We start from the raw sequence: 24762 nt of genomic DNA, 5'->3' as shown, positions 1-24762 counted from the left end.
GGCCTGTCCGGCTGGTGACGGGTTAGCGGATGACGATCTTGTCGCCGAGGGCGTTGCGGACTTCCGTCTCGACGGCCTTGACCGCGTCGGCGACGGAGGAGGTCTTCGTCCAAGAGGCCTCGAGCCCCTTGTACATCGCCTTCCAGTAGAGGCCGAAATCGGGATCGTTCGGGATGGAATTCGTGTGCGGCAGCAAGTCCTTGGTGGCAAGCGTCGCCCAACGATCGTTAGCGTAGAGCGGCACGGAGGCTTCCGCTTCGCCGATGGCGAGGTGACCGGATTTCACTGCATGCAGAGCGTTCAAGCGCGGCTCCGAGGCGATGGAGATCAGCTCGGCCGAAATCGCGGCATCGTCGTCCGTTCCGGCAGTCGACAGCAGATAGACGAGCGGATGAGTGACGGAATTGGCATGGCCGCGCTCGTTGCCGGCGGGGATCAGGCTATACTGGATCTGGCCGAAAAAGTCCTTCAGGCCCCACTTGCTTTCCCATTCCGCCTTGTGCCAGGTGCCGCCGTGCCAGGCGCCCGCCTTGTCGTGGGCAACGGCGTCGTGCCAGGTGTCCCAGGCCATGCCGAGATAGGTCGAGGGCACGACGCCCTTTTCGACGGCATCGACGAAGAACTGGTACATGTCCGTCAGCGCCTGCCGGTCGAGCAACAGCTTGCCGCTGTCCTTGTCGGTCATTTCGCCGCCGAAGCTCTGGTAGAACTGCCAGTAGTCGGTACCGTTGCTCGGGCGCGGCATGAAGCCCTTGCCCTTTTCCACGACGCCCTGGTCCTGCATTTTCTTCACGTCGTCGAGCATGGTGTAGAGCGTGTACTCGCCGCTCTCGACCTTGGCCGGCAGGGCCTCGATCTGTCCGTCCGTGTAGCCGATCGCCTTCAGATGCGGCTTTGAGAAGAAGAAGGGGCGAGCCTCGGCGTCCTGCGGGATGCCCCACAGGCGGCCGTCGAAAGTCGCAACCTCCAGCAGGTTCGGATAGATCTGGCTGAGTGGCCAGGCTTCGAGATCGACATAGTCTTCGACCGGACGCAGCAGACCGGATTTCGACCAGGTGCCGATGTCCTCGTGGCCGGAAACGATGATGTTCGGCGCGGTCTTGGATTCGGCGGCCAGTGTCACCGCCTGCTTGAAGTCGTCCCAGCCGGCCCATGTCTGGCCCTCGACGGTGATCTTCAGCTCTTCGCCGCGTACGGCAGCCTCACGCTGCATCAGATCGGCAGCCATTTTTATATTGTCGATGCGGTAGTCGGCGGTCGGCCCGGTGCCACCGGCCCATACCTTGATGGTGACATCCCTGGCGGATGCGAAAACAGCGGTCGAAGCAAGCAGCACGGCTGCGAGCGTGGCGGATTTCAGGATCGGAAGAACAGTCATCGGTTAACTCCCCGAAGAGTGAATTGGCTGCCTCCCCAGGCCCCAAGCGACCGGTCGTCCCTGGGTCTGAAGAAGCGCTGAAGATCGTCACAACGAGGCCGGTTTAGAGGCGCCTCATAACACCCGGATGACAAAATGTACGCGTGTGCAAAATTTCCTTCGGGGAGTTGTGCTGTCTCCATCTGCACGCAGCACGAATGCCCGCTGCGGAGGAAAACTCCGCAGCGGCCTGATCCATGTGGGATGGGCAGGCAGTCGGTATCAGGTGGTATTGATGTCAGGCTTGTCCGCCTGCCCGATCGCTTTGGCTTTTCCGGAGACGCGGTTTCCGGGATTGAAACCTCGTCTTCCGGCGGTTGGCGCCCTGACGGCGCGTCCCCTGCCCTGAAACGACCATCACCGGACGCCGGATTCTCCCCGTGGATGAACCGGTTCGCGACCCGGCCCCCTGCCCGATGACACCGTCAGGATAAATGCCGGAAACCGGACGTGGACGAAGCAGAGCTGTTCAAGGAACCTTCCTCTTGAAATCAGAGGAGGATTTCTTTTTTCCCTGCCGGATGCGTCCCCGCAAAAGCCTGAAGAAGGACATGTTGCGGTTCGGCGGCTCCGGCATCGTCAGCGCGCGGCATGGGGTGCTTTGCCCCGGATCGTATTCTGCATGGTGCTCATTGAAGACCAAACAGCTTCACGGCGTTGTCGCGGAAAATGGCGGAACGTTCTGCCGGCGTCAGCGGCACTTTGAAGGCATAGCGCGGATCATCGAAATCCCAGTGCGGATAGTCTGTCGAGAACATCAGCCGATCCACACCGATCCAGCGCAGGATGTCGAGAAGATGCCGGTTGTTTTCTGGCTCCTCGATCGGCTGCGTCGTGTACCAGAAATTCTCGCGCACATATTCCGACGGCTTGCGCTTCACATGCGGCACCTCGCTCTTCATGCGCTTCCATTCGCGGTCGAGACGCCAGACGAGCGACGGCAGCCAGGAGAAGCCGCCTTCGACGAGCACGATCTTCAGCTTCGGGAACTGTTCGAACACCCCTTCGAGGATCATGCTGGTCAGCACGGTCTGAAGGCTGTTGGAAGCCGCATAGTGCTCCTCCAGATAGAAGGAGGTCCAGCCGGACGGTGTGTTCGGGCGGTAACCGAAGGCGCTGGTATGGAGCCCGATCGGCAGGCCGTAATGCTCGGCCGCCTCATAGATAGGCCAGTAGCGGCGGCGCCCGCATGGCTCCATCGTGCGCGGCGGCATGGCGATCTGCGCGAAGCGGCGGTCGGTGACGCGCCGGTCGATCTCGGCGACGGCTTCCTTCGCATCTTCCTGGGCGATGCAGATGGAGGCTTTCAGGCGCGGCTCCGGCCCCGCCCACTTGTCGATCTGCCAGTCGTTCAAGGCTGCACATAGCGCCGCGCCGAGTTCCTGGTTGAAGGCCATGCTGCCGGCGGCGAGCGGCTGCAGGATGCCGTAGTCGATATTGCACTGGTCGAGCAGCTGCTCCTGCAGGAAGGCGAGGTCGGAAGCCGGCGGACCGCCGTTCGGTGGCCAGGAATCCCGGCGCATGCCGTTTCCCGGCGTCATGCGCGGATAGGGCAGCGTGCCGTAGAGCGGGTTTGCCGAGCGAACGGCATAATCGCGTATATGGGTCTTCCAACGTTCGGGTAGATAGTCGGTGAGTTGATCCGGCCGGGAAAAGGCCGGATGCACGTCGCAGTCCACCACGCCAAGCGCCTGTGCCTTGTCTTCGGCTCGTTGGAGTACGGGAGTTTCCATGATCAATCTCCAAGCCTCGGATATGTAGCAAGAACGTTGTCGCGGAGAATTTTGTTCAGCTTCGCTTCCGGCAGGCCCTCCGGCAACACGTCCATTCCTTCGTAATGCCAGTGCGGGTAGTCCGAGGAAAACAGCAGCATATCATCGCTCAACAGATGGTCGAGCGATTTGGCCACGTCCCCGATATCGTCCGGCCCGTCAAAAGGCTGCGATGTCATACGGACATGCCGGCGGATAATATCGCCGGGAGCATCCTTGACCCACGGCACCTCGATGCGCGTGCCGCGCCAATCCTTGCCCATACGCCACATCAGGGCCGGCATCCAGGTGACACCGGATTCGATCAGCACCGTCTTCAGGTTCGGATATTTGGTGAAGACCCCTTCGGCAATCAGGCTCGCGACCTGGGTCGAAAAGCCCTGCGGCTGCACGACGTGGTCCTCGATCAGGAAGGAATGGAAGCCGCTGTGGCTCGGCGCATGGCGGAAATTCGAGCCCGCGTGAATGCCGATCGGAAGCCCGTGCCTTTCAGCCGCCTCGTAGATCGGCCAGTAGGTGCGGCGGCCGAGCGGAAGCTCGGTCATGGCAAGCGTCAGGATCTGCACGAAGCGCCTGTCGCCGGCCCTGCGCTCGATCTCCTCGACAGCGGCTTCGACATTCTGGAACGGCACCAGCATGGATGCCCTCAGCCGGTGATCACGGTCGAGCCACTTGTCGGCGAGCCAGTCGTTGGTGGCACGGCAGATCGCGGCCGCAAGATAGGGATCGAAGAGCGCATGCGCACCCGATACGACGTTGAGGATGGCGCATTCGAGGCCGAGCGGATCGAGCAGGTTCTTCTGCATCTGCGTGAGGGGATCGTCGGTCCACTCCCAGCCGGGCCGCATATAGGGGCGGGTGCGCTCCGGATAGCCCATCAGCTCCAGCACGTCGACTTCGCGCGATGTGACAATCTCTGTCCAATAGTCGTCGAGATAGGGAAGCAGGTCCGCGCGGCGCGGCGTCGGAGGATGTACGTCGCAGTCGATCGCGCCGGCAGTTTCTATTCTGGACATGTTCATGCTGCCTGCACTCCCGTTCTTTCTTCCCGGATGAAATCCGCCGCCTTCTCGGCAATCATGACGGTCGGGGCCTGGGTATTGCCTGATACAATGGTGGGCATGATCGAGGCATCGACGACGCGCAGGCCGGAGGGACCGTGGACCCGCAACCGGTCATCCACCACCGCCATACGGTCGCGGCCCATCTTGCAGGTGCCAACGGGGTGGAAGGTGGTGTTGACGGTCCGGCGCGCATAGTCGAGCAGTTCGTCGCGCGACTGCACAGCAGCAGTCGGCAGGATTTCTTCCGGCTCGAAACGATCCATGGCCGAGCTGGCGACGATGCGCCGGACCGCCTCGACCGAGCGTATGGCAATCTCCCGATCCGCCTCCTCCTTGAGGAAATTATGCAGGATGCGCGGCTGGACCGAAGGATACCTATCCGCGACATGGCAATGGCCACGACTCTCGGGCCTGAGGATGCATACCGAAGAGGTGATACCCGGAAACGGATGCATCGCGCCGCCGAAACTCGGCGACGTGGAACCGGAAACGTGGATCTGGATGTCGGGAGCAGGCGCATCCGGCGAAGTCTTGATGAAGGCGCCGAGCAGCGTCGGCGAACCGCCGAGCGGTCCCCTCTTTGTCGCAAGATACTGCATGCCGAGCAGCATCCGGCCGAGGCGCGTCCCGCCACGGGTATTGAGCGTATGAGTGTTGTGGAGGCGATGCTGCACCCGGATATGCCAGTGGTCCTGCAGATTTTCGCCGACGCCCGGCAGGCCGTGCAGCACCTCGATGCCGGCGTCTGACAGCACGTCCGGCGCACCGACACCCGATCGCTCGAGTATGGCCGGAGAACCATAGGCTCCCGCCGACAAAATGACTTCCCGCCCGGCCTTCGCCTCCTGGCTCTGTCCATCGATGCTGAAGATGATGCCGCTCGCCCGCTTGCCGTCGAAGGTCACGCGGTCGACAAGCGCGTTGGTGACGACGGTCAGGTTGCGGCGGTGGCGGATCGGTTGGAGAAAGGCCCGCGCGGTGGGGTGACGCACGCCATTCTTGATGGTGGCGACGAAGAAGGCGACACCTTCGTTGTCGCCGGAATTGTAGTCGTCCGAGGCCGGAATACCCTGCTCGATCGCCGCCTGGCGATAGGCGACCAAGGCTTCCCACCGCACGTTGGGATCGGAAACCGACCATTCTCCTTCGGTGCCGTGCGCCTCCGAACCCGGGTGATGGAACGCTTCGGAACGCTTGAAATATGGCAATACGCTCTCCCACGACCAGCCGCGATTGCCGAGTTGTGCCCACTGATTGTAGTCGTAGGCATGGCCGCGCACATAGATCAGGCCGTTGATGGCGGAACTGCCGCCGAGCATCTTGCCGCGCGGCAAGGGCATCCGGCGCCCATCGAGATAGGGCTCGGGCTCGCCCTTGTAGAGCCAGTCGTATTGCGGCCTGCCGATCAGGAAGGCGAGACCGAGCGGCATGTCGACATAGAAGCCACGCCCCTCACCGCCGCCCTCGATCATCAGCACCTCGACTGACGGATCGGCCGACAAGCGGTTGGCGAGCACGCAGCCTGCAGTGCCGCCGCCCACGATGATATAGTCGTAGGTCCGGGAACGCTCGAACGCGCCCATGCTTCACTCCTCCATTTCCTGCGACCGGCAATGCCATCGCAGCCTCCCGTATAATCATGGCACACGGCCCCGTCGGAAGGAAGCTGTTTGCGGCAAAACCTCACGCAAAAAGTATACACAGGAAAGGTCCTGCTGTAGATTTCCCTCGGCAGGGTGCTGCACAGCCGGAGGAGGAAGCCGGCCAGGCGACAATAATGTATGCACGCATGCCTGCCTGACATCTATCTGTTTCATCAATCTGTTTCATGGGGAGGAGCCCAGGAGATGAGCAAGCAGCAGGACGCAAGGTCGTCCATCATCAACGGCAGCGGGATCAATCGAAGGACGCTTCTTGCGTCCAGTGCGGTGCTGGGCGGCGCGATGCTGTTGCCCGGACGGACGTTCGCTCAAGCGTCGCAGCCCAGCCCGGGCGGCACGCTGCGCATTGCGATGCCGTTCAATCCGGCCGCACTCGACCCGATAACCGGGCGCAACGTGCCCGACTTCAATGCGCTATATGCGATATTCGACGCGCTGATCGCGTTCGATCCGGCCACGCTCGAACTCAAGCCGATGCTGGCGAAGGACTGGACCTTCACCGATCCTACAACGCTGGTGCTCAACCTTGTCGACGGTGTGAAGTTTCACGACGGAACGCCGTTCACCGCCGAAGCCGTGAAGTTCAATCTCGACCGTTCGATGAACGATCCGCGCTCCAACGTGAAGTCGGACCTGGTTTCGGTCGCATCAGTGGCAGCCACCGGCTCGGGCCAGGTGACGATAAAGCTCAAGCAGCCGAACTACTCGCTGCCGACCATCCTGACGGGGCGCGTCGGCTGCATCGTGTCACCCGCCTCCATCCAGGCTGCAGCCAACGGCAATGTCGACCGCAATCCTGTCGGCACCGGACCGTTCAGGTTCGTTGAATGGCAGGACAATACGCTCATCAAGGTCGCCCGTAACCCTGACTACTGGCAGAAGGGCCTGCCCTATCTCGACGGCATCGACTTCCGCATCATCAACGAGCTGAACACCGCCGCCCGCACGGTGACTGCCGGCGAGACCGACCTTGCGCTCAACATGGCCGCGCAGCAGATCGCCACCGCACGCCGCATGCCGGACCTGATCGCCGAGGCCAATCCTTCGATGATCTTCTTCACGCTGATGATGAACTTCGCCAAGCCGCCGCTCAACGACATCAGGGTCCGGCAGGCGATGAACTACGCCATCAATCGGGAGGAACTGAACAAGGTTCTGATGCTTGGCCTGGGTGAGCCGACCTCGACCATGTTCCCGAAGGATTTCTGGGCAGTCGATGCCGGCACGGCGAATTTCTACCAGCACGATCCGGAGAAGGCCCGCAAACTGCTGGCGGAGGCCGGATATCCGAACGGCCTCGAAGTCGAAACCTGGAGCTGGCCGGACCAGACGTCAATCCAACGTCTCGAACTGGTCGGCAACCAGCTTTCGCAGGTCGGCATCCGCCTCAAGGTCACGCCCTCGCCCCCGCAGGTGGTGAACCAGTTCTTCTATATTGAGGGCAAGGGTTCGATGATCCTCAATCCGCAGGGCGGTTGGCTCGATCCGAGCCAGACCTATGAGCGGCTGTTCGGTGCGAGCGGTCAGTTCAACGCCGGCAAAGTGGAAGATCCGCAGTTCCGCAAACTCTTGGACGCGACAGGCGCCTCGGCCGATGCCGGAGAGCGCAAGGCGGCCTTCGCCGCTCTGCAGCGCTTCGTCGTGGAGCAGGCGCTGCACCTGCCGCTGGTGACGTCGGCCGCCATGTCGATCCGCAACAAGAAGGTCAAGGACTGGCACTACGACCGACTGCATTCTCCGCGGTTCCACCGCGTATGGCTTGACCAGAACGCCTGATCCCGACGCGGCATCAGCCAGCAACAGTAATGGCCCGGTCGCAAGGCCGGGCCGTTTCGTGTCTGGCCTCAGCGAGAACGTTCACCGCCGCTTGATCGTCGGGTCGAGAAGCACGCGGATCGACTCGCCGAGCGTGTTGAACGCGAGCGCCGTGAACAGGATGGCGAAACCCGGCGCATACATCTGCGCCGGCGCCACTTCCACATAGTGATAGGCACGCGCCAACATACCGCCCCAGCTCGACTCCGGCGGCTGGACGCCGAGCGAGAGGAAGCTCAAGCCCGCTTCCGCCAGGAGCGCCACCGCCAGCATCAGGGTGATCTCGACGATCACAGGCTGGATCGCATTGGGCAGGATATGGCGGAGGATCAGGTGCAGGCGCGACGCGCCGAAGCCGGTTGCCGCCTCCACGTAGAGCGCGTTCTTCACCACCAGGGTCTGCGCCCGCATCGTCCGGGCCAGCACTGGCGCGAAGGCGAAGCCGACCGCGATCATCGCATTGGTAAGACCGATGCCGAGCGCGCCGGTGACCGCAACGGCGAGCACGATCGGCGGAAAAGCCAGGACGCCGTCGATGATGCGGCTGCCGAGCTCGTCGATCCAGCCGCCGACGAAGCCGATGAAAACCCCGAGCGGAACACCGATCGCAACCCCGATGCCGACGGCAAGGCTTGCGGCGTAGAGCGCGTTGTAGGAGCCGTACATCAGTCGGCTCAGCGTGTCCCGGCCGAGGTCGTCCGTGCCCAGCCAATGTTCGGCGCTCGGCGGCATCAGGAGGTCCATCAGGTTCTGCTCGTTGGGCGGATAGGGCGCTACCAGCGGCGCGAAGATCGCTGCCAACACGAGAAGCGAGAGATAGAGAAGGCTTATCAGGGCGCGCTTGTCGGACCATAGCCACGCCCAGAAGCGGAAGCGGTTGGGGGGCGGAAGGGTCGACCGGGTTGCCGGTTCGGCACGGTTTTCAGTGATCGCAGTCATGTTCGTATCGGTCATGTCGAAGCCGCCACTCTGGGATCGAAGGTCGCGTTCAGCACATCGACCAGAAGATTGGTGAAGATCACCACCAGCACGAGCACGAGCGCCACGCCCTGCACGACGGGGAAATCCTTGTTAAGTGCCGAATAGCTGATGAGATTGCCGACACCGGGCACGGCGAAGACCGCCTCGATGATGACGGCGCTGGAAAACAGCCGGTTCACCTGCAGGCCGGCAATGGTCAGCATCGTTGCCGACACGTTTCGAAGCCCGTGCTTCCACAGGATCGAGCGCGAACTAAGCCCCTTGGCGCGCAGGGTGCGGATATATTGCGAGCCGAGCACTTCGAGCAGCGCACTGCGGACCTGTCTCGCCAGGACCGCAACGACGCCGGTCGAGAGCGCCACCGCCGGAAGGGTCGCATAGTAGAGAGCTTCCAACGGCTTTTCGAAGAAGGAAACCGCACCCGTGGCGGGAAACCAGCGATAACCAAGCGAAAACAGCGTGACCAGAATGATGCCGAGCCAGAAATTGGGAACGGCGACACCGAGCGAGGCGACGCTGGTAATGATCTTGTCGAGGGTGGTGCCCTGGCGCGTGGCGGCGAGAATGCCGAGGGGGATGCCGATCAATGCGCCCAGGACCAGCGCATAGACAACCAGCAGGATCGTATGCGGCAAGCGCGCGAAGATCAGCCGCAGAACCTCTTCGTTAGAGAAGAGCGAGTGGCCGAGATCGCCCTGCAAGACACTCCCCAGCCAGGCGAAATACTGCACGAGCATCGGTCGGTCGAAGCCGTAGATGTGGCGGATTTCCGCTATACGTTCGGCCGTCGCGTAATCGCCCGCAATCATGACGGCCGGATCGCCCGGCATCAGATAGACGAGGGAAAACACCACGAAGGTCGCCACGATCATCACGGGCAAAAGCTGCATCAGCCTTCGCGCAACCATCCCGAGGACACCGTCCATCATTTACACTCCGTCGATCCGCAATTGACGCCGATGCGGAGCGGGCCTGCAACCCGCTCCGTCCAGGTTTCGCGCAACACCCCGAAGCGGCCACCGCGTGGGGATGTCGTATTGCCGAGGTTCACGCCTCCATCCATACTTTGTGGAAGCGCGGGCGCTGCAACAGGCTGAAATTGAAGCCGTGTACCTTCGGCGTGCGTACGATGATGCCGGCGGACGAGAACTGCGGCAGGTGAAGTGCATTCTCCAGTACGAAACGCTGCATCTTGTAGAGAACCTGCTGGCGTTTCGCGTTGTCGAACGTGCTCATGGCCTCATCCATCAGTTCACGATAGCCCGGCAATTCGGTCTTGGCCGCGTTGCGGTAGGCCGTTGCGGAAAACTGACGATCGTAGGCGGTTGCCGGGTCGGGAAGGCCGCCCGTCGGGGTCAGCAGCATGTGACCCTTTTTCTCCGTCAGAAAATACTGCATCGTCTGCGCCGGCTGCGCCGGGGTGACCTTGAGCCGGATGCCTGCCTCGGCAAGCTGGGCACTCAGAACCTCCTGACGCTGGACTGCGGCCTGGTCCGCCCAGGTGAACGTGTCGATCTGGATGCCGTTTGCGAAACCCGCTTCCTTCAGGAGAGACTTCGCGCGGTCGAGATCCTTCGTATAGAAGTTTTCAGTCGCGGGATCATTGGCCCAGAAGCCCGACGGGAACATGCTGCAATGCCCGCCGCCCAGGCCGCCCCAGAGGACCTTGTTCAACACCGGCCGGTCGAGCGCCCAGTTCATTGCCTGACGAACGCGTACGTCCGCCAGCGGTCCTTGGCCATAGTTCAGGAAGGCCGTGTAGTAGATCATCGACGGCGTGGCTTCAGCGACCAGGTTAGGGTCGCGCTTGGCCACGGCCATCTGCTGTGAGCTCATGTTGAGGACGATGTCGGACTCGCCTGCCGTCACCGTGCGGACAGCCGTGTTGAACTCGTTGACGATGCGGACATCGATCCCGTCCAGATAAGGCGCGTCTCCCCAATAGTTCGAGTTCTTCGTAACCTTGATGATCGTGTTGTCCTGCCATTCCACGAACTTGAACGGTCCGGTGCCGACCGGCGCGCGGTCGACGTTGCCGTCAGCCGCGGCCTTGACCGAAGCAGGCGACACGACAAGACCGGCGCGGTCGGTCAGGACCGAGGGGAGGGTAGCATCCGGATACTTCAGCGCGATCGAAACCTGGTACGGGCCGGTGGCCTCGACCTGCTTGACGACCGCAAGATCCGATTTCACGTTCGAACGATCGTATTCCATACCGCGCTTGAGGTGGAAGACGACCGCTTCGGCGTTGAACGGTGTGCCGTCGTGGAACTCGACGCCTTGGCGAAGTTCCAGAACCAGCGTGGTGGGATCCGTGAACTTCCACGACGTCGCCAGCATCGGCTGAAGTTCGAGCGTTTGCGGATCGAAACCGATCAGCGCGTCGAACATCATCAGAAGAGTATTGAAATCGGGGTTGTTGCGGCCCGTCAGCGGATCGAGCGCGGCGGGGTTGAACGGGATTACGGCCCGGAGCGTCCCGCCCGACCTTGGCTGCGCTTCCTGAGCACGCGCGATTGCCGGCAAAAGGGCCAGGCCGCCTGCGGCGGCTGTTCCGGCCAGCAGCGAGCGGCGGGTAAGATCCGGCATCTTTCCAAATAGACTAGTGGTCACGTCTTCTCCTCCATCATCCATGACCGGCCGTGCTTGGCCACTACATCAGCATTCCATCATGTCGGCATCTGCGTGGCGGCAGCACCTTGGTCCGCGCCGTTCCGTCCCGCAGGACCAAGACCTCTCCCCTCCTTTTCCCCGAGCATCTCCTCGGCGAAATGGCATGCGACATAGCGTCCGGGCAGCAACTCGCGCTGCTGGGGCTCCTGCGTGCGACAGATGTCCCGCACACGCGGACAGCGTGTATGAAAGCGGCAGCCGCTCGGCGGCGAGATCGCGCTCGGTATCTCGCCCTGAAGGATGATTCTCTGCCGAGCTTCGGCTGCAGCGGGATTGACCTCGGGTTCTGCCGATCGCAGTGCTTCCGTATAGGGATGCAGCGGAGTGTCGATCACGGCATGGGCAGGACCGAATTCCACGATCTTGCCGAAATACATGACCGCCACGCGGTCGCTGATGTGGCTGACCACTCTCAGATCATGGCTGATGAACACATAGGTGAGGCCGAGCTGCTCCTGCAGCCGGGAGAAGAGATTGAGCATGTCGGCCTGGATCGACACGTCGAGCGCCGCGACCACCTCGTCGCACACGATCACGGTCGGATCGAGCATCAGCGCCCGCGCGATGTTGGCACGCTGCTTCTGGCCGCCGGAAATCTCATGCGGATAACGATTGGCCATTTCCGGTGACAGCGACACCCGGTCCAGCATCGCGAACGCCTTTTCGCGCCGCTGAGCCTTCGTCCCCTCGCCCGCGATGTTCATGGGCTCGCAGATGCTCTGAAGGATGGTCATGCGCGGATCGAAGGCCGCATTCGGATCCTGCGAAACGATCTGGTACTTTCGCCGGTGGCGGTTGAGCTCGCGGCGGGAAAACTTGAACGGATCGACATCGCCATGCCGCACCCCGCCGCCGCTTGGGCTGAGCAGGCCGACGAGACAGCGCCCGAGCGTCGATTTGCCGGACCCCGACTCGCCGATCACGCCAAAAATCTCGCCCTTGCGCACGCTGAAGCTGACGCCATCGACGGCGCGGATAAGAGAGCCGCGCCGTGCGTTGCCGAAGCTGACATGCAGGTTGTCGGCCTTGAGAGCCATCTGGCCGGACGAAACGACTTCGTTCATGCTTCGACCCTCTCCAATTCGAGTTCTTCCCAACGATTACAGCGCACTTCCCTTCGGCCGGTGTTTTCGATGCTCTGGGAGAGGCCGCAAGGCTGGGCGGAAAAGGTGCAGCGCGGTCCGAAACGGCAACCTTTCGGCATGTGACGCAGCGAAGGAACACGGCCGGCGATCGAAGGCAGGGTGCCTCGTGGGCGGTTGCTGTCAGGTATCGATTGCAGAAGCCCGGCCGTATAGGGGTGGCGGGGACAGGCGATGACGTCCTTCACCGGACCGCTCTCGACAACCTGTCCTGCATACATTGTCACCATCCGATGGCAACTCTGTGCGACCAGCCCGAGATTGTGGGTGATGAACATGATTGCGGTGCCGGTGCGGTCGGCAAGGCCTAGAAGCAGGTCCATGATCTGCGCCTGGATCGTCACGTCGAGGGCTGTGGTCGGCTCGTCGGCGATGAGCAGGCGCGGCTCGCAGACCAGTGCCATGGCGATCATCACACGCTGGCGCATGCCGCCCGAAAGGTTCATCGGATAGAGTGTCGCGACGTGGCGTGGCGACGCGATGCCGACCGAATCAAGCGCCGCGACGGCGCGCTCCGCCGCCTCCCTACGGTCGAGCTTGAAGTGCCGCCGAAGGGTTTCTTCTATCTGGTAGCCGACGGTGAATACCGGATCGAGAGCGCTCATCGGCTCCTGGAAAATCATGCTGATGTGCCGCCCGCGAATGCGATTCATCTGCGATTCCGGACAGGAAACGAGGTCCTGGCCTCCGAACATGATCTTGCCGCCCAGGCGGGAATCGCGCGGCGGCAAGAGCCGGAGGATAGAGAGCGCAGTCATCGACTTGCCGCAGCCGCTCTCACCGACCACGCCGAGAATCTCCTTCGGCTTCACCGAAAGCGAGATATTGTTGAGAACTTCGACCCAACCCTGCTGGTCACGCAGTGACAGGGTCAGGTTCTGGATATCCAGAAGCGCGTCCTGGCCAGCCGTCATCGACTCGGCAAGCTGCTGCATACGGCCTGATCCTCCCTATCGGCCCGCCGCCCGCGATCAACTTGTGAAATGCAGGTGGCTGCTATGCTCTTTCCCATCGCGCCCAGGATCCCGTCAGGGTTCCTGATACGCAGGCCGGCTCTTCCCAAAGCCTCGTCATGTATACACTACAGTACGTTTTACGGCGGCGAAAGCCCCAGAGCGACCGGAATCAAAATTGTCGTGAAGCATGTCGCACAAAACTGTGCGGCCACTTTGCGACAGAGGAAATGAGAGAGCGCATCCTCGAGTATCGGCTACCTTAGAAGCGGTGAAGTCTCAGCCCCAACACCTTTTCCGAAATCACCACGACAATCAGCGTCAGCACGATCGAGCAGGTTGAGACGGCGGCCGCCTCCGGTGTGAAGTTGGTCCTGAGATAATCGAAGAGCTGGATCGGCAGCGTCGACGTTCCCACATTCTTCAGCATGAAGGAAATGGTGAAGATATCGAAGGAGATGATGAAGGCGAACAGGCAACCCCCGATGACGCCCGGCTTGATGAGCGGCAGCATGATGCGCCGGAACCGCGTGAACCGTCCTGCGCCGAGGCTCTGCGCCGCCATGCTCCAGGAAGGATCGTAACTTTCCATCGAGGCCGAGACGTTGATGAAGACGAAGGGCAGCGTGATCATGACATGGCCGATGATCATGCCGAACACGGTCTGCGTGCCGATGCCGATCGAATAGACGAAGAAGAGCAGCGCGATCGCGGTCAGCACTTCCGGCAGGAGCAGCGGCGCCAGCATGGCGATGCGCACCGCCTCCTTCAGCCGGCCGGAATACTGGACGTAGAATATCGCCGCCATCGTGCCGATGACGCCTGAGATCACCATCGTGACGGCCGCGATCCACAGCGATGTGCGGATCGCCCGCATGAACACCTCGTTGTTGAAGAAGACCACGTACCAGCGGAAGGAGAGGCCCTGCGGCGGGAAGGTGAGGAAAGCGCCGGCATTGAAAGAGGCGATGACGACGACCGCGATCGGCGCCAGCAGGAAGGCGTAGATGATCAGGCAATAGACGGTGAAGAAGGGTTTCGACATCGGTTCAGGCCTTCCATTTCATGACTGTCAGTCGCCCGAAGATCACCACGACGATCGCGCCGGTCACCGACAACATCAGCGCCAGCGCAGAGCCGAACGGCCACTGGAAGGTGTCGATCAAAGCGTCGACCACCGTCACGGCCATGGTCTTGACCCGCAAGCCGCCGATCAGCGACGGCGTCACATAGGCGCTGAGCGACAGCACAAAGACGAGGATCGAGCCTGCCTGGATGCCCGGCAGCGACAGCGGCAGGGTGATGCGCCGGAAGGCCGTAGCCTTCGAGGCTCCCAGCGAACGGGCAGCGGCTTCGAGCGACGGATCGATGCCCTGGATGGCACTCATGATCGGCAGGATCATGAAAGGCAGGAAGACATGCACCAGCGCGATGACGATGCCAAGCGCGTTGTACATCAGCGGCAGCGGCCCGTCGATGATGCCCCAGCCCATCAGCGTGCGGTTGATGAGGCCGTTGTTTCCGAGCAGGATCGTCCAGCCGTAGCTGCGGATGACGATGCCGACAAGCAGCGGCGAAAGCACGAGGCCATAACCCATGGCCCGAAACGCCGAATTGCCGCGGGCAAGCTGCCAGGCCACCGGATAGCCGAGGATCAGGCATGCCAGCGTCGTCACGAAGCCGATCCAGAGCGTGTTGGCCACCTGCTGGATATAAAAGATGTCCGAGAAGAACTTGCCGTAGTTGACGAGTGTGAAGCCCGGCCCGTAAGGCGTCCCCTGCCCCGGCATGCGGAAGCTCATCAGCACGATATTGAGATAGGGCAGGACGAGGAAAACCGTCAGCAGGATCGCGGCAGGCGCAATCAAAAGCAGCGGCCCGAAGCGTTTCTTCGCAGCGACGTTCATGCTTCAGTCCCGCGTATTGGCCCAAGCGGCCAGAACCGGTCGACCGGTGCATGGATGAGCACCTCGTCGCCATCGGCAAACCGGGTGCGCGGAAGGGTCTGGACGTTGACGGTCGCGCCATCCGCAAGGTCCAGCCGGTAGTCGACAAGGCTGCCGGAATAATAGCTCGACCGGACCTTTGCCGGCACGCCGGCTGCGCCGGAACTGACGGGCAGAAGCTCGACCGCTTCCGGCCTGAGCGCCAGCATGATCTCCGTGCCGTCGGCATAGGCGCCTGCAGCAGGCACGTTGCCGAAGGGGGTCGAAATGGTTCCGCTGCCCACCTTGCCGCGGATGATGTTCACCTGGCCGACGAACTCAGCCACTTCCAGATTGGCGGGCCGCTCATAGATGTCCGACGGCGTGCCGATCTGCGCGATGCGCCCTCCGAACATCACGACGACGCGGTCCGACATGGTCATCGCCTCAGCCTGGTCATGGGTGACGTAGACGGTGGTGATGCCGACACGGCGTTGCAGGTCGCGGATGAAGACACGCATCTCTTCGCGCAGCTTGGCATCCAGATTGGCGAGCGGTTCGTCGAGCAGAAGGATCTTCGGTTCGATGACCAGCGCACGCGCAAGTGCCACGCGTTGCTGCTGGCCGCCGGAAAGCTGGCGCGGATAGCGTTCCGCGTAGCCCGCAAGCTGCACCATGTCGAGCACCTTGGCGATGCGCTCGCGGATTTCCGCCCTGGAAATCTTCCGCATCTCCAGCCCGAAGGCGAGGTTCTTCTCCACTGTCATATGCGGGAAAAGCGCGTAGTTCTGGAAGACCATGCCGATGTCGCGCTTTTCGACCGGCACATGCACCACGTCGCGGCCGTCAAACCGGATCGCGCCCTGCGTGGCATCCTCGAATCCGGCGATCATCTTCAGCGTCGTCGTCTTGCCGCAGCCGGAGGGGCCGAGCAGCGAGATGAATTCGCCTTCCGTAATCCTGATGGAAATGCCGTTGACCGCAGGCCCCTGCCCATAGTCCTTGGTCAGCTTTTCGATGCTAACCTCTGTCATGAAACTTCACTTTCAATTCGCCAAGAAACCCGAAAAAGCCGATCATGGCCCGCCACGGAGGCAAGCCATGATCGCAGCGGGGGAAAATCACTTAAGCGTCTTGGCCCAGCGCTCGGAAAGCTCGCCCTGCTTTTCGTTGACGAAGTTCCAGTCCCAGGTGAGGATCTTGTCCATGTCCGCACCGGAGATCGGCACATCGGCCTTGAGTTCGGCCGGGATCACCACCTTGGAATTGGTCGGCGAGATGAAGAATTCCTTGGCCATCATGCCCTGCACTTCCGGCGACAACAGGAAGTTGGCATACTGATAGGCCAGCTCCTTTTCGGGCGCGTTGGCGAGGATGTTGATCGTCTGGTCGAACATGATCATGCCTTCTTCCGGAATGATGCAGTCGACCGGCAGCCCCTGCTTCTTCAGGCGGGCGATTTCGCCGAAGTCGAAAGGAGCGACCACGATCTCGCCGGAGGCAAGGCCGGTGGAGAGGTTGAAATCGACCTGGATGACGGAGCCCAGCTTTTCGAGCGCGGCGAAGCCTGCGTCGACGTCGTACTGGTCTTTGCCGAAGATCTTGGAGAACAGCAGGAGTTCCATCTTGCCGGCACTGTTGGCGAAATTGTAGAGGCCGATCCGACCCTTGAATTCCGGATTGTTCCAGAGGTCCTTCCAGCTTTTCGGCGGCGTTTTCACAAGGTCGGTACGGTAGCCGATGCCGATTGGCGATACGGCGCCGATCGCACCCCAGCCATCAGTCTTCTTGGCAAGCGGATAGAGGTCGGCATAGTTCGGCAGCTTGGAGAGGTCGAGTTTTTCGAAAAAGCCCTCCTTGCGCAGGCCCGATGCGAAAACCTCGTTGGTCATCACGATCGAATAGGGCGGCTTGGCGACGCCTGCGGCACGCAGGTTCGCGCCCCAGACACGGCCATTGCCGACATCGAGCGTCACGGCTGCGCCGCTCTGCTTGGTGAAGGCCGGCGCCACGGTCGAGCGCCAGTATTGCTCCCAGACGCCGCCGAGCGTCGGCACGACCAGCGTCTTCGCTTGAGCCCGCGCGGGCAGGCCCATGAGGCCTGCCGCCGCGAGTGCACCCATTCCGGCAAGGGTTTGCCGTCTTGTCATATCCATCATCTTGCAGTTCCCCTTGTTGCGATCATTGATCGGTATGTGCCGGCGGTATTCCGCTTCTGTGCACGCTTTTGGTCAGCGCTCAGCCTTTCGAAAAAGCCTGTTTCGTCTTGAGGTCGATATATTCGCCATAGGTGATCGGCTCGTATTTCGCTCCGCCCTTGATGAAGGGCTTCAGGCATTCGATCACCGTATCTTTCGACGGATTGAGGAAGAACGGGATAGACTGCCGGCGCGCCGTGCCCATGAAACCGCTGGGCGGATTGGCGACCCGGTGCGGCGTCGAGACCCATTCATCATTTGTCCAGCGCATGAAGGCGTCGGCGATGTTGATGACATAGGCGCCTTCGATCGACGGGGCGTCCAGCCACTCGCCATTGCGGTTCCGCACCTGCAGGCCGCCCGGAGAGGCTTCGGAACGCAGGATGGTCATGAACCCGTAATCGGTATGCACGCCGGCGCGCAGCTGGCCCGGCAACGGCGCTTCGCTCTGTTCCGGATAGTTGATGACGCGCAACGCCGAGAGATGGTTTTCGAAGGACGGCTCGAAATAATCCTGATCGAGCCCGATTGCCTGGCAGAAGATGCGGCGCAGGTGCTTCGATAGCACTTCCATTTCCTTGAAATAGTCACGGAAAGCCTGCTCCAGCCCGTCGGGCTTGTTCGGCCATATATCGCCCGGCAGGTTCTCACCGAAATTCAGGCTTTCCTTGTAATCGCCCGGCGTCTTCAAGCCCAGCGTTGCCGCCAGCGCTTCCTCGGCGATCGGGGAAAAGGAGACGCCGCCGATCACGCCATTGCCGCGGCCTATCGTCTTCTTCCACTCCTGCGGTTCGTCGAAGAAGGCCCTCGCGAGACTGTAGAGTCGCGAGGTCGCTTCCGGCGAAACACCATGGCCGGCGACAAGGAAGAAACCGGTATCACGGCAGGCGGCTTCGATGGCTTTCACCACGCCCGCAGCGCCCACCTCGTTTCGGATGAAGGGGCCGACATCGATGACCGGAATGCCGGGGGCGGCATCGCCGGACGATACGGGATTGGCACCTGAAACGGACATGGCCTGCCTCCATCTGCGCATCTGACAAACAGATGTTGACAAAAACATCTGTTGTTGTCCATATCAAAAATAACGAAGGTTCAAGACGGCATTCGCCGCAAGGATGATGTACGAGATGGATGACCTCGCTCCGCAGGAAGCGGCCGTTCTGTCGATCATCAAGGACAACCCGTTTGCCGGGCAGCAGGAGATCGCCACCCAGCTCGGGCTGGCGCGCTCGACCGTCGCCGCGCATATCGTCCAGCTCATGCAGAAGGGCTATATTCTCGGCCGCGGTTATGTGATGCCGGCGGAAACCCGGGCCGTCTGCATCGGCGGCGCCGTGCTGGACCGCAAATACCGCGCCAAGGCGGATCTCGTTTTCGAGACCTCCAATCCGGTCGATGGCATCCGCTCCATGGGCGGTGTCGCCCGCAACGTGGCGGAAAACCTCGCCCTTCTTGGCACCACGACGAGCTTCGTCTCGATCGTCGGCGACGACGAGGGCGGAAGGGCGCTTTTGAAACACATGCGCGACCGCGGCATCGACGTGAGCCAGGTCGTTGTGACGGCCGAACGCCCGACGGCGGAATATGCCGCGATCCTTGATTTGAAGGGCGACCTGGTGCTCGGCATTGCCGACATGGGTATTTTCGACCTGCTGCTGCCGGCGCATTTCGAACGCATCTGGCCGCATCTCGCTGCCGCAAGCTGGGTCTTCTGCGACTGCAACCTGCCAGCAGAGACGATTGCCGCATTGATCGCCAAGCGCCAGGGCGCCCGCTTCAGGCTGGCGATCGACGCGGTTTCGACGCCGAAAGCTGCCCGCCTGCCGAAGGACCTTTCCGGCATCGATCTCCTGTTCATGAACATCGACGAGGCGAACGCTGTCCTGCATCGCAAGGCACATGAGACGATCGAGGACGCCAGAGAAGCAGCCCTTGCCCTTCAGGCTGCAGGTGCCCGTGAGGCGGTCGTCACCATGGGAGCGCGCGGCATCGCGGTGGCCGGCATGGAAGGCGCCCGCACATTCCCGGCGGTCCGGGCAAGGCCCGTTGACATTACCGGTGCAGGCGACGCGATGATCGCCGGCACGCTGCACCGCATCCTGCATGGCGAAGACATCTATACGGCGGCACGCACCGGCGCGCTGCTCGGCACGCTGACCACCGAAACCCCGGCCAGCGTCCACACAGAATTGTCCGAACGCTTCCTGGAAGCCAATATGCACCGTCTCGCCGGATAGGCGGCCGGTCGAAAACACCATCCGAGGAATACCCGCAATGACCCTTCTGAAACCGAAGCTGAGCCGTGAAGTTGCCGAGACGATCGCCGCCGGCGGTCCTGTCGTCGCGCTGGAATCGACCATCATCACCCATGGCATGCCCTACCCCGCCAATCTCGAAACGGCGCTTGGCGTCGAGGCGGTGATCCGCGAGAACGGCGCGGTGCCTGCGACGATCGCGGTGATAAATGGCGAACTGCGGGTCGGTCTCGAACGCCACGAGCTCGATGCACTTGCCCAGGCCAAGGGCGTAGTAAAGGCTTCCGGCCGTGATCTTGCCGTCGCCATGGTCAAGAAGCAGTCGGCCGGCACCACCGTATCAGCCACCATGCTGCTCGCCGATCTCGCCGGCATCGACATCTTCGCGACCGGCGGCGTCGGCGGCGTGCATCGCGGCGCCGAGCAGACCTTCGATATTTCCGCCGACCTGACCGAACTCGGCCGCACCAGGACCGCCGTCGTCTGCGCCGGCGTAAAGTCCATCCTCGACATCGCCAAGACGCTTGAATATCTGGAAACCCAGCGTGTGCCAGTGATCGCCTACGGCACCGAGGATTTCCCCGCCTTCTTCACCCGCAAGAGCGGCTACAAGGCCGATCATCGGCTCGATACGCCGGAGGAGATCGCCGAAGCGATGTGGCTGCACCACAAGCTCGGCACCGGCACCGGCCTGATGATCGCCAATCCGATCCCGGAAGCCGCCGCGCTGACGCCGGAATTCATCGACGGCACGATTGCCGACGCGGTGCGCGAGGCAGACGAAAAGGGCGTCGGTCGCAAGGAGCTGACGCCCTTTCTGCTCGCCCGCATCAATGAGCTTTCCAAGGGCGAGAGCCTCAAGGCCAATATCGAGCTGGTGAAGAACAATGCACGCCTCGCTGCGAAGATGGCCGTTGCCTACGCGGCTTTAAAGAAATCCGGCAAATAGTTCAAAAATAAGGGGAACTTCCATGAGCTACCAGACGATCCTGTATGAGAAGGATTTGACCGACAAGTTCGCGACGATCACCATCAATCGCCCTGACAAGATGAACGCGATGAACAAGACAGTGATCCGCGAGATCGACGCGGCACTGAAGAGTGCCGTCGATGACCCGGACGTCAACGCTCTGGTCATTACCGGCGCCGGCCGCGCCTTCTCATCCGGCTATGACCTGCAGGGCGGCGATTTCGATGTGGACATCGACTTCTGGCGCGAGGACATGACCGAAAACGCCGAGGCACTGCTCAACATCTGGCGCGCCCCGATCCCGGTCATCGCCTCGGTCAATGGCTACGCGCTGGCCGGCGCGCTCGAACTGATGATGTCCTGCGACCTCGCCATCGCCGCCGACACGGCAAAATTCGGCGAGCCGGAAGTACGCCATAATTCCGGCCCGCCAGCACTGATGATGCCCTGGCTGCTTGCCACCCGTGACGTGCGCTGGCTGATGTTCACCGGCGACATGGTGGATGCCGAAGAGGCGTTGCGCATGCACCTCATCAACAAGGTCGTGCCGGCCGATCAGCTGAAGGAAAAGACCGAGAACCTGGCCCGCAAGCTCGCCCGCATGCCGGTGCCGGCGCTGAAATACACCAAGGCCTCCATCAACAACCAGCAGATGGTCGCGGGTCTCATGCCGTCCTTCCAGTACAATATCGAAGCGATCGCCGCGCTGCATGTGACCAAGCAGGGCCGCGAATGGATGGCGAATCTCGCCAAGATGTCGCTGAAGGAATACCTCGCCTTCCGCGACAATCCCTTCAAGGGCCTCGACTGAGGCCGCGCCGATGGCGGCCAATACGCCGGAAGCGATGCGGGCCTTGATGGCGCCGCGATCCGTCGCGGTCGTCGGCGCCACCGAGCGCGCCGACGCTTCTTCCAGCTTCCTAATGAGGAACCTGATGCGCTTCGGCTATCAGGGACAGATCATCCCGATCCATCCCAAGGCTGAAACGGTCTTCGGTTACAAGGCCATCTCCTCCCTTTCCGCACTCGATGATGCACCTGATGTCGCCGTGATCGGCATCAATGCCGACAAGGTCATCGGCACGTTGGAGGAGGCCGGACGGACGGGCGTCAAGGCTGCTGTCGTGCTGGCCTCCGGCTTCGCCGAACTGGACGAGGCCGGCCGCGAGCGGCAGCGACAACTGATCGACATCGCCGAACGTTACGGCATGGCGATCTGCGGGCCGAACTGCCTCGGCCTCTTCAACCTCGGCACGGGTGCGGCGCTCTATTCCTCCAGCCTCTCGACCAATCTAGAAAAAGGCCGCCTCGCGATCCTCTCCCATTCCGGCGCCAGCGCGATTGCGCTCGGGAATACAGGGAGGTTCGGCCTCAGCCACATCGTCTCATCCGGCAACAGCGCCGCGACCGATATTCCTGACTACCTCGACTTCCTGGCCACCGATGAGGCAACCAGTGCCATCGGCATCGTCATCGAGGCGATCCGCGAGCCGGAAAAGCTTGCCCGAGCGATGGAAAGGATGCACGCGGCGGGGAAGCCGGTGATCGCGCTGCGCGCCGGCCGGTCGGCACGCGGAGCACAGGCGACCGCTGCCCATACGGGATCGCTCGCCGGCAGCAACGAGGCCTATCGTTCGTTCTTCAAGCGCGTCGGCATCATCGAAGTGCCGGACATGGACGGCTTCATGGAGACGGCCACACTCTGCCTAAGCCTCGGGCGGCGTCCTACAAAACCAGGCGTCGCCATCGTCGGCGTCTCCGGCGGCGGTGTGGCGCATGTCTCCGATATTGCAGACGAGACGGGTCTCACGCTGCCCGACCTGCAGACGGAAACCACCGCGAAGATCAAAACCCTGCTGCCGCCCTTCGCGACCCCTCAGAACCCGCTCGATACGACGGGTGTTGTCTTCGCCAACGGCGATATCTACCGCGATGTGCTGCATACGCTGGCCGACGACCCGTCGATCGGGATGATCGTCGCCGCGCAGGACGCACCGGCCGGCTTGGACGATTTCTGCGCCGCCGAATATCTCGGTATCGCCGAGGCGGTCTCCGCCTATGCCGCAACCGGCAAAGCGCCGGTCATCTTCATGAGCAACCTCTCCTCCGGCCACCATCGGGCCGTCGAGCAGAAACTGCCAAACGTGCCGGTCCTGCGCGGGACGAAAAGCACTTTGGCGGCGATTGCGGGCCTGGTTGCGCAAAGCAACACCGTTTCGTGGCCCGGCAAAACGGCAATGGAAAGAAAGACCCTCTCCGCCGGCGCCTTGACCGAGCGCGAAGCCAAGACGCTGCTCGCCTCCGAGGGCCTGCCTGTCCCGAAAGAACGGCTTGTTACCAGTGCCGATACCGCGGCGAAAGCGGCGAAGACGCTCGGTTTTCCAGTCGCGATGAAGATCGAGTCGCCGGATATCCTCCACAAGACCGAGGCAGGCGGCGTGAAGCTCGGCATTGCCTCGGAGGCGGAAGCGCACGCTGCCTTCGACACGATCATGGCGAGCGCCCGCGCCTATGCGCCCGATGCGGATCTGCGCGGCGTCTCGGTGCAGGAGATGGTGATGGGCGGCGTCGAGGCCCTGGTCGGGATCGTACGCCACGAGCCCTTCGGCTTGGGCCTCGTCGTCGGCATCGGCGGAGTGCTGGTGGAACTGATGAAGGACGGCGCTTTCGACCTGCTGCCGATCGATCTTGCCCGCGCAGAGGCGATGATCAGTGAAACCAGGCTCGCCTCATTGCTGGAAGGCTATCGCGGCGCGCCGAAGGCAGACCGCAGGGCACTCGCCGAACTGCTGGTGAAACTCTCCGAGTTCGCAGACCGGTACGGCGACGATATCGAAGCGATCGACCTCAACCCGGTCGCGGTACTGCCCGAAGGCAAGGGCGTGCGCGTCCTCGATGCACTGATCATTCCGAGGAAGCGGGATTGATCAGTGCAGCCGAAGCTTCGGCTGCCGTTCGGTCTCGGCATGGGCGAGCCGGGAAAGCCGCTCCGTCAGCAGGGCATAAAACCCGTCTGCATCGACGTCGCGCATGAATATCGCATTCTTCGGCCGGCCGGAAACGCCCCACCAGTCGGCAACCGTCATGCCCTTGGTCAGTTCCGATTCCGTCTCGATCTCCACGTTGCAGAGCCGGCCGGAATAGAGTTCTGGCTTCAACAGATAGGCGATGACGTTCGGGTCGTGCAGCGGCCCGCCCTCGCTGCCGTATTTCGCCACGTCGAAGCGTTCGAAATAATCGAGCCAGCCAACCAGCACCTCGGCGAGATGCCCGCCGATCGCCCGGATCGCCTCGACGCGGGCGCGCGTCGTCAATGTCTTGTGGGTAACGTCGAGCGGCATCATGATGATCGGTACGCCCGAGCCGAATACCACGGCCGCCGCCTGCGGATCGACATAAATGTTGAACTCGGCGGCCGGCGTGATGTTGCCGCCCTCGAAGCAGCCACCGCCCATCAGCACGACCTGCTTGATGCGGCCGACGATTTCCGGCGCCTTGGTCATCGCCTTGCCGAGATTGGTGAGCGGTCCGAGTGTGCAGACTGTCACCGTGCCGGCCGGCTCGCGCATCAGCGTCTCGATGATGAAATCGACGCCATGCTGCTCCTGCAGCGGCATCACCGGATCGGGCAGGTCCGCGCCGTCCATGCCAGTCGCACCATGCACATATTCTGCGGTGACCAGCGTGCCCGACATCGGCTGGCTGCAGCCCGCGAACACCTTTACATCCGTGCGGCCGGCTAGCTCGCAGACCTTGCGAATGTTCACATTGGTGAGCGGCAGCGGCACATTGCCCGCGGCGGCGACGATGCCGAGAACTTCAAGTTCCGGGCTCGCCAGCGCCAGCAGAATGGCCAGCGCATCGTCCTGGCCGGGATCCGTGTCGATGATGATCTTTTCTACCATGCTGGTCACTCTCGGAAACTTGGGGAAC

20 protein-coding genes are annotated in these 24762 nt (G+C 62.2%); 5 read left to right on the top strand and 15 right to left on the bottom strand.

The window, feature by feature from the left end:
* Positions 1-22 precede the first annotated feature (22 nt).
* The 4 genes from JL39_RS01330 to JL39_RS01315 all read right to left on the bottom strand — a co-directional run bounded on the left by JL39_RS01330 (position 23) and on the right by JL39_RS01315 (position 5836).
* Positions 23-1378, bottom strand: coding sequence for an extracellular solute-binding protein (locus JL39_RS01330; RefSeq protein ID WP_037145425.1), 1356 nt, complete (start codon positions 1376-1378; stop codon positions 23-25).
* A 668-nt stretch (positions 1379-2046) separates the two neighbouring features.
* Entirely contained in the window at positions 2047-3150 is a 1104-nt protein-coding gene (locus JL39_RS01325) for an amidohydrolase family protein (RefSeq protein WP_037145423.1), read from the bottom strand.
* 2 nt (positions 3151-3152) lie between these two features.
* Positions 3153-4205 (bottom strand): amidohydrolase family protein, encoded by a 1053-nt coding sequence (locus JL39_RS01320; protein WP_037146012.1) that lies wholly within the window; start codon positions 4203-4205, stop codon positions 3153-3155.
* Between the two features lie 2 nt (positions 4206-4207).
* Positions 4208-5836: a GMC family oxidoreductase N-terminal domain-containing protein gene (locus JL39_RS01315; protein ID WP_037145421.1), complete on the bottom strand. Its 1629-nt coding sequence runs from the start codon at positions 5834-5836 to the stop codon at positions 4208-4210.
* Positions 5837-6100: 264 nt separating this feature from the next.
* On the opposite strand from JL39_RS01315, the gene JL39_RS01310 reads away from it, so the two are divergent.
* A complete protein-coding gene (locus JL39_RS01310) occupies positions 6101-7690 on the top strand; it encodes an ABC transporter substrate-binding protein (protein WP_052182569.1) in 1590 nt (529 codons plus the stop codon).
* Positions 7691-7771: 81 nt separating this feature from the next.
* Here JL39_RS01310 and JL39_RS01305 read toward each other — a convergent pair whose 3' ends face one another.
* The 10 genes from JL39_RS01305 to JL39_RS01260 all read right to left on the bottom strand — a co-directional run bounded on the left by JL39_RS01305 (position 7772) and on the right by JL39_RS01260 (position 18616).
* Positions 7772-8683 carry an ABC transporter permease gene (locus tag JL39_RS01305; RefSeq protein WP_037145419.1) on the bottom strand — a complete coding sequence of 304 codons (912 nt, stop codon included), beginning with the start codon at positions 8681-8683 and terminating at the stop codon, positions 7772-7774.
* On the bottom strand, positions 8680-9639 hold the full coding sequence (locus JL39_RS01300; protein WP_037145418.1) for an ABC transporter permease: 960 nt from the start codon (positions 9637-9639) through the stop codon (positions 8680-8682). The genes JL39_RS01305 and JL39_RS01300 overlap by 4 nt, the downstream gene beginning before the upstream one ends.
* Before the next feature lie 118 nt (positions 9640-9757).
* A complete protein-coding gene (locus JL39_RS01295; protein WP_081952639.1) occupies positions 9758-11323 on the bottom strand; it encodes an ABC transporter substrate-binding protein in 1566 nt (521 codons plus the stop codon).
* Between the two features lie 56 nt (positions 11324-11379).
* Entirely contained in the window at positions 11380-12420 is a 1041-nt protein-coding gene (locus tag JL39_RS01290; protein ID WP_244446825.1) for an oligopeptide/dipeptide ABC transporter ATP-binding protein, read from the bottom strand.
* Positions 12421-12443: 23 nt separating this feature from the next.
* Positions 12444-13460: an ABC transporter ATP-binding protein gene (locus tag JL39_RS01285; RefSeq protein WP_037145412.1), complete on the bottom strand. Its 1017-nt coding sequence runs from the start codon at positions 13458-13460 to the stop codon at positions 12444-12446.
* 280 nt (positions 13461-13740) lie between these two features.
* Entirely contained in the window at positions 13741-14523 is a 783-nt protein-coding gene (locus JL39_RS01280; RefSeq protein WP_037145411.1) for an ABC transporter permease, read from the bottom strand.
* 4 nt (positions 14524-14527) lie between these two features.
* Positions 14528-15385 carry an ABC transporter permease gene (locus tag JL39_RS01275; RefSeq protein WP_037145409.1) on the bottom strand — a complete coding sequence of 286 codons (858 nt, stop codon included), beginning with the start codon at positions 15383-15385 and terminating at the stop codon, positions 14528-14530.
* Positions 15382-16437 carry an ABC transporter ATP-binding protein gene (locus JL39_RS01270; protein ID WP_037145407.1) on the bottom strand — a complete coding sequence of 352 codons (1056 nt, stop codon included), beginning with the start codon at positions 16435-16437 and terminating at the stop codon, positions 15382-15384. Before JL39_RS01270 ends, JL39_RS01275 begins: the two co-directional genes overlap by 4 nt.
* A gap of 87 nt (positions 16438-16524) precedes the next feature.
* On the bottom strand, positions 16525-17562 hold the full coding sequence (locus JL39_RS01265; RefSeq protein ID WP_037145406.1) for an ABC transporter substrate-binding protein: 1038 nt from the start codon (positions 17560-17562) through the stop codon (positions 16525-16527).
* A 79-nt stretch (positions 17563-17641) separates the two neighbouring features.
* Complete coding sequence (locus JL39_RS01260; protein WP_052182568.1) at positions 17642-18616, bottom strand: 2-oxoglutarate and iron-dependent oxygenase domain-containing protein; 975 nt, start codon at positions 18614-18616, stop codon at positions 17642-17644.
* A 115-nt stretch (positions 18617-18731) separates the two neighbouring features.
* Between JL39_RS01260 and JL39_RS01255 the strand changes: the two genes are divergently transcribed.
* Genes JL39_RS01255 through JL39_RS01240 form a run of 4 tightly spaced genes read left to right on the top strand, consistent with a single transcriptional unit; the run spans position 18732 to position 23756 of the window.
* Positions 18732-19841, top strand: coding sequence for a carbohydrate kinase (locus JL39_RS01255; RefSeq protein ID WP_037145405.1), 1110 nt, complete (start codon positions 18732-18734; stop codon positions 19839-19841).
* 37 nt (positions 19842-19878) lie between these two features.
* Entirely contained in the window at positions 19879-20808 is a 930-nt protein-coding gene (locus tag JL39_RS01250) for a pseudouridine-5'-phosphate glycosidase (protein ID WP_037145404.1), read from the top strand.
* A 22-nt stretch (positions 20809-20830) separates the two neighbouring features.
* Entirely contained in the window at positions 20831-21640 is an 810-nt protein-coding gene (locus JL39_RS01245; protein WP_037145402.1) for an enoyl-CoA hydratase/isomerase family protein, read from the top strand.
* Between the two features lie 10 nt (positions 21641-21650).
* Positions 21651-23756 carry an acetate--CoA ligase family protein gene (locus JL39_RS01240; protein ID WP_037145400.1) on the top strand — a complete coding sequence of 702 codons (2106 nt, stop codon included), beginning with the start codon at positions 21651-21653 and terminating at the stop codon, positions 23754-23756.
* On the opposite strand, the gene JL39_RS01235 is transcribed toward JL39_RS01240, so the two are convergent.
* Positions 23757-24734, bottom strand: coding sequence for a nucleoside hydrolase (locus JL39_RS01235; RefSeq protein WP_037145398.1), 978 nt, complete (start codon positions 24732-24734; stop codon positions 23757-23759).
* Between the last annotated feature and the right edge of the window lie 28 nt (positions 24735-24762).

The sequence above is a fragment of the Rhizobium sp. YS-1r genome, from assembly GCF_000757525.1.
GTDB lineage: Bacteria > Pseudomonadota > Alphaproteobacteria > Rhizobiales > Rhizobiaceae > Neorhizobium > Neorhizobium petrolearium.
This window is presented reverse-complemented; position numbering and strand designations above follow the sequence as displayed.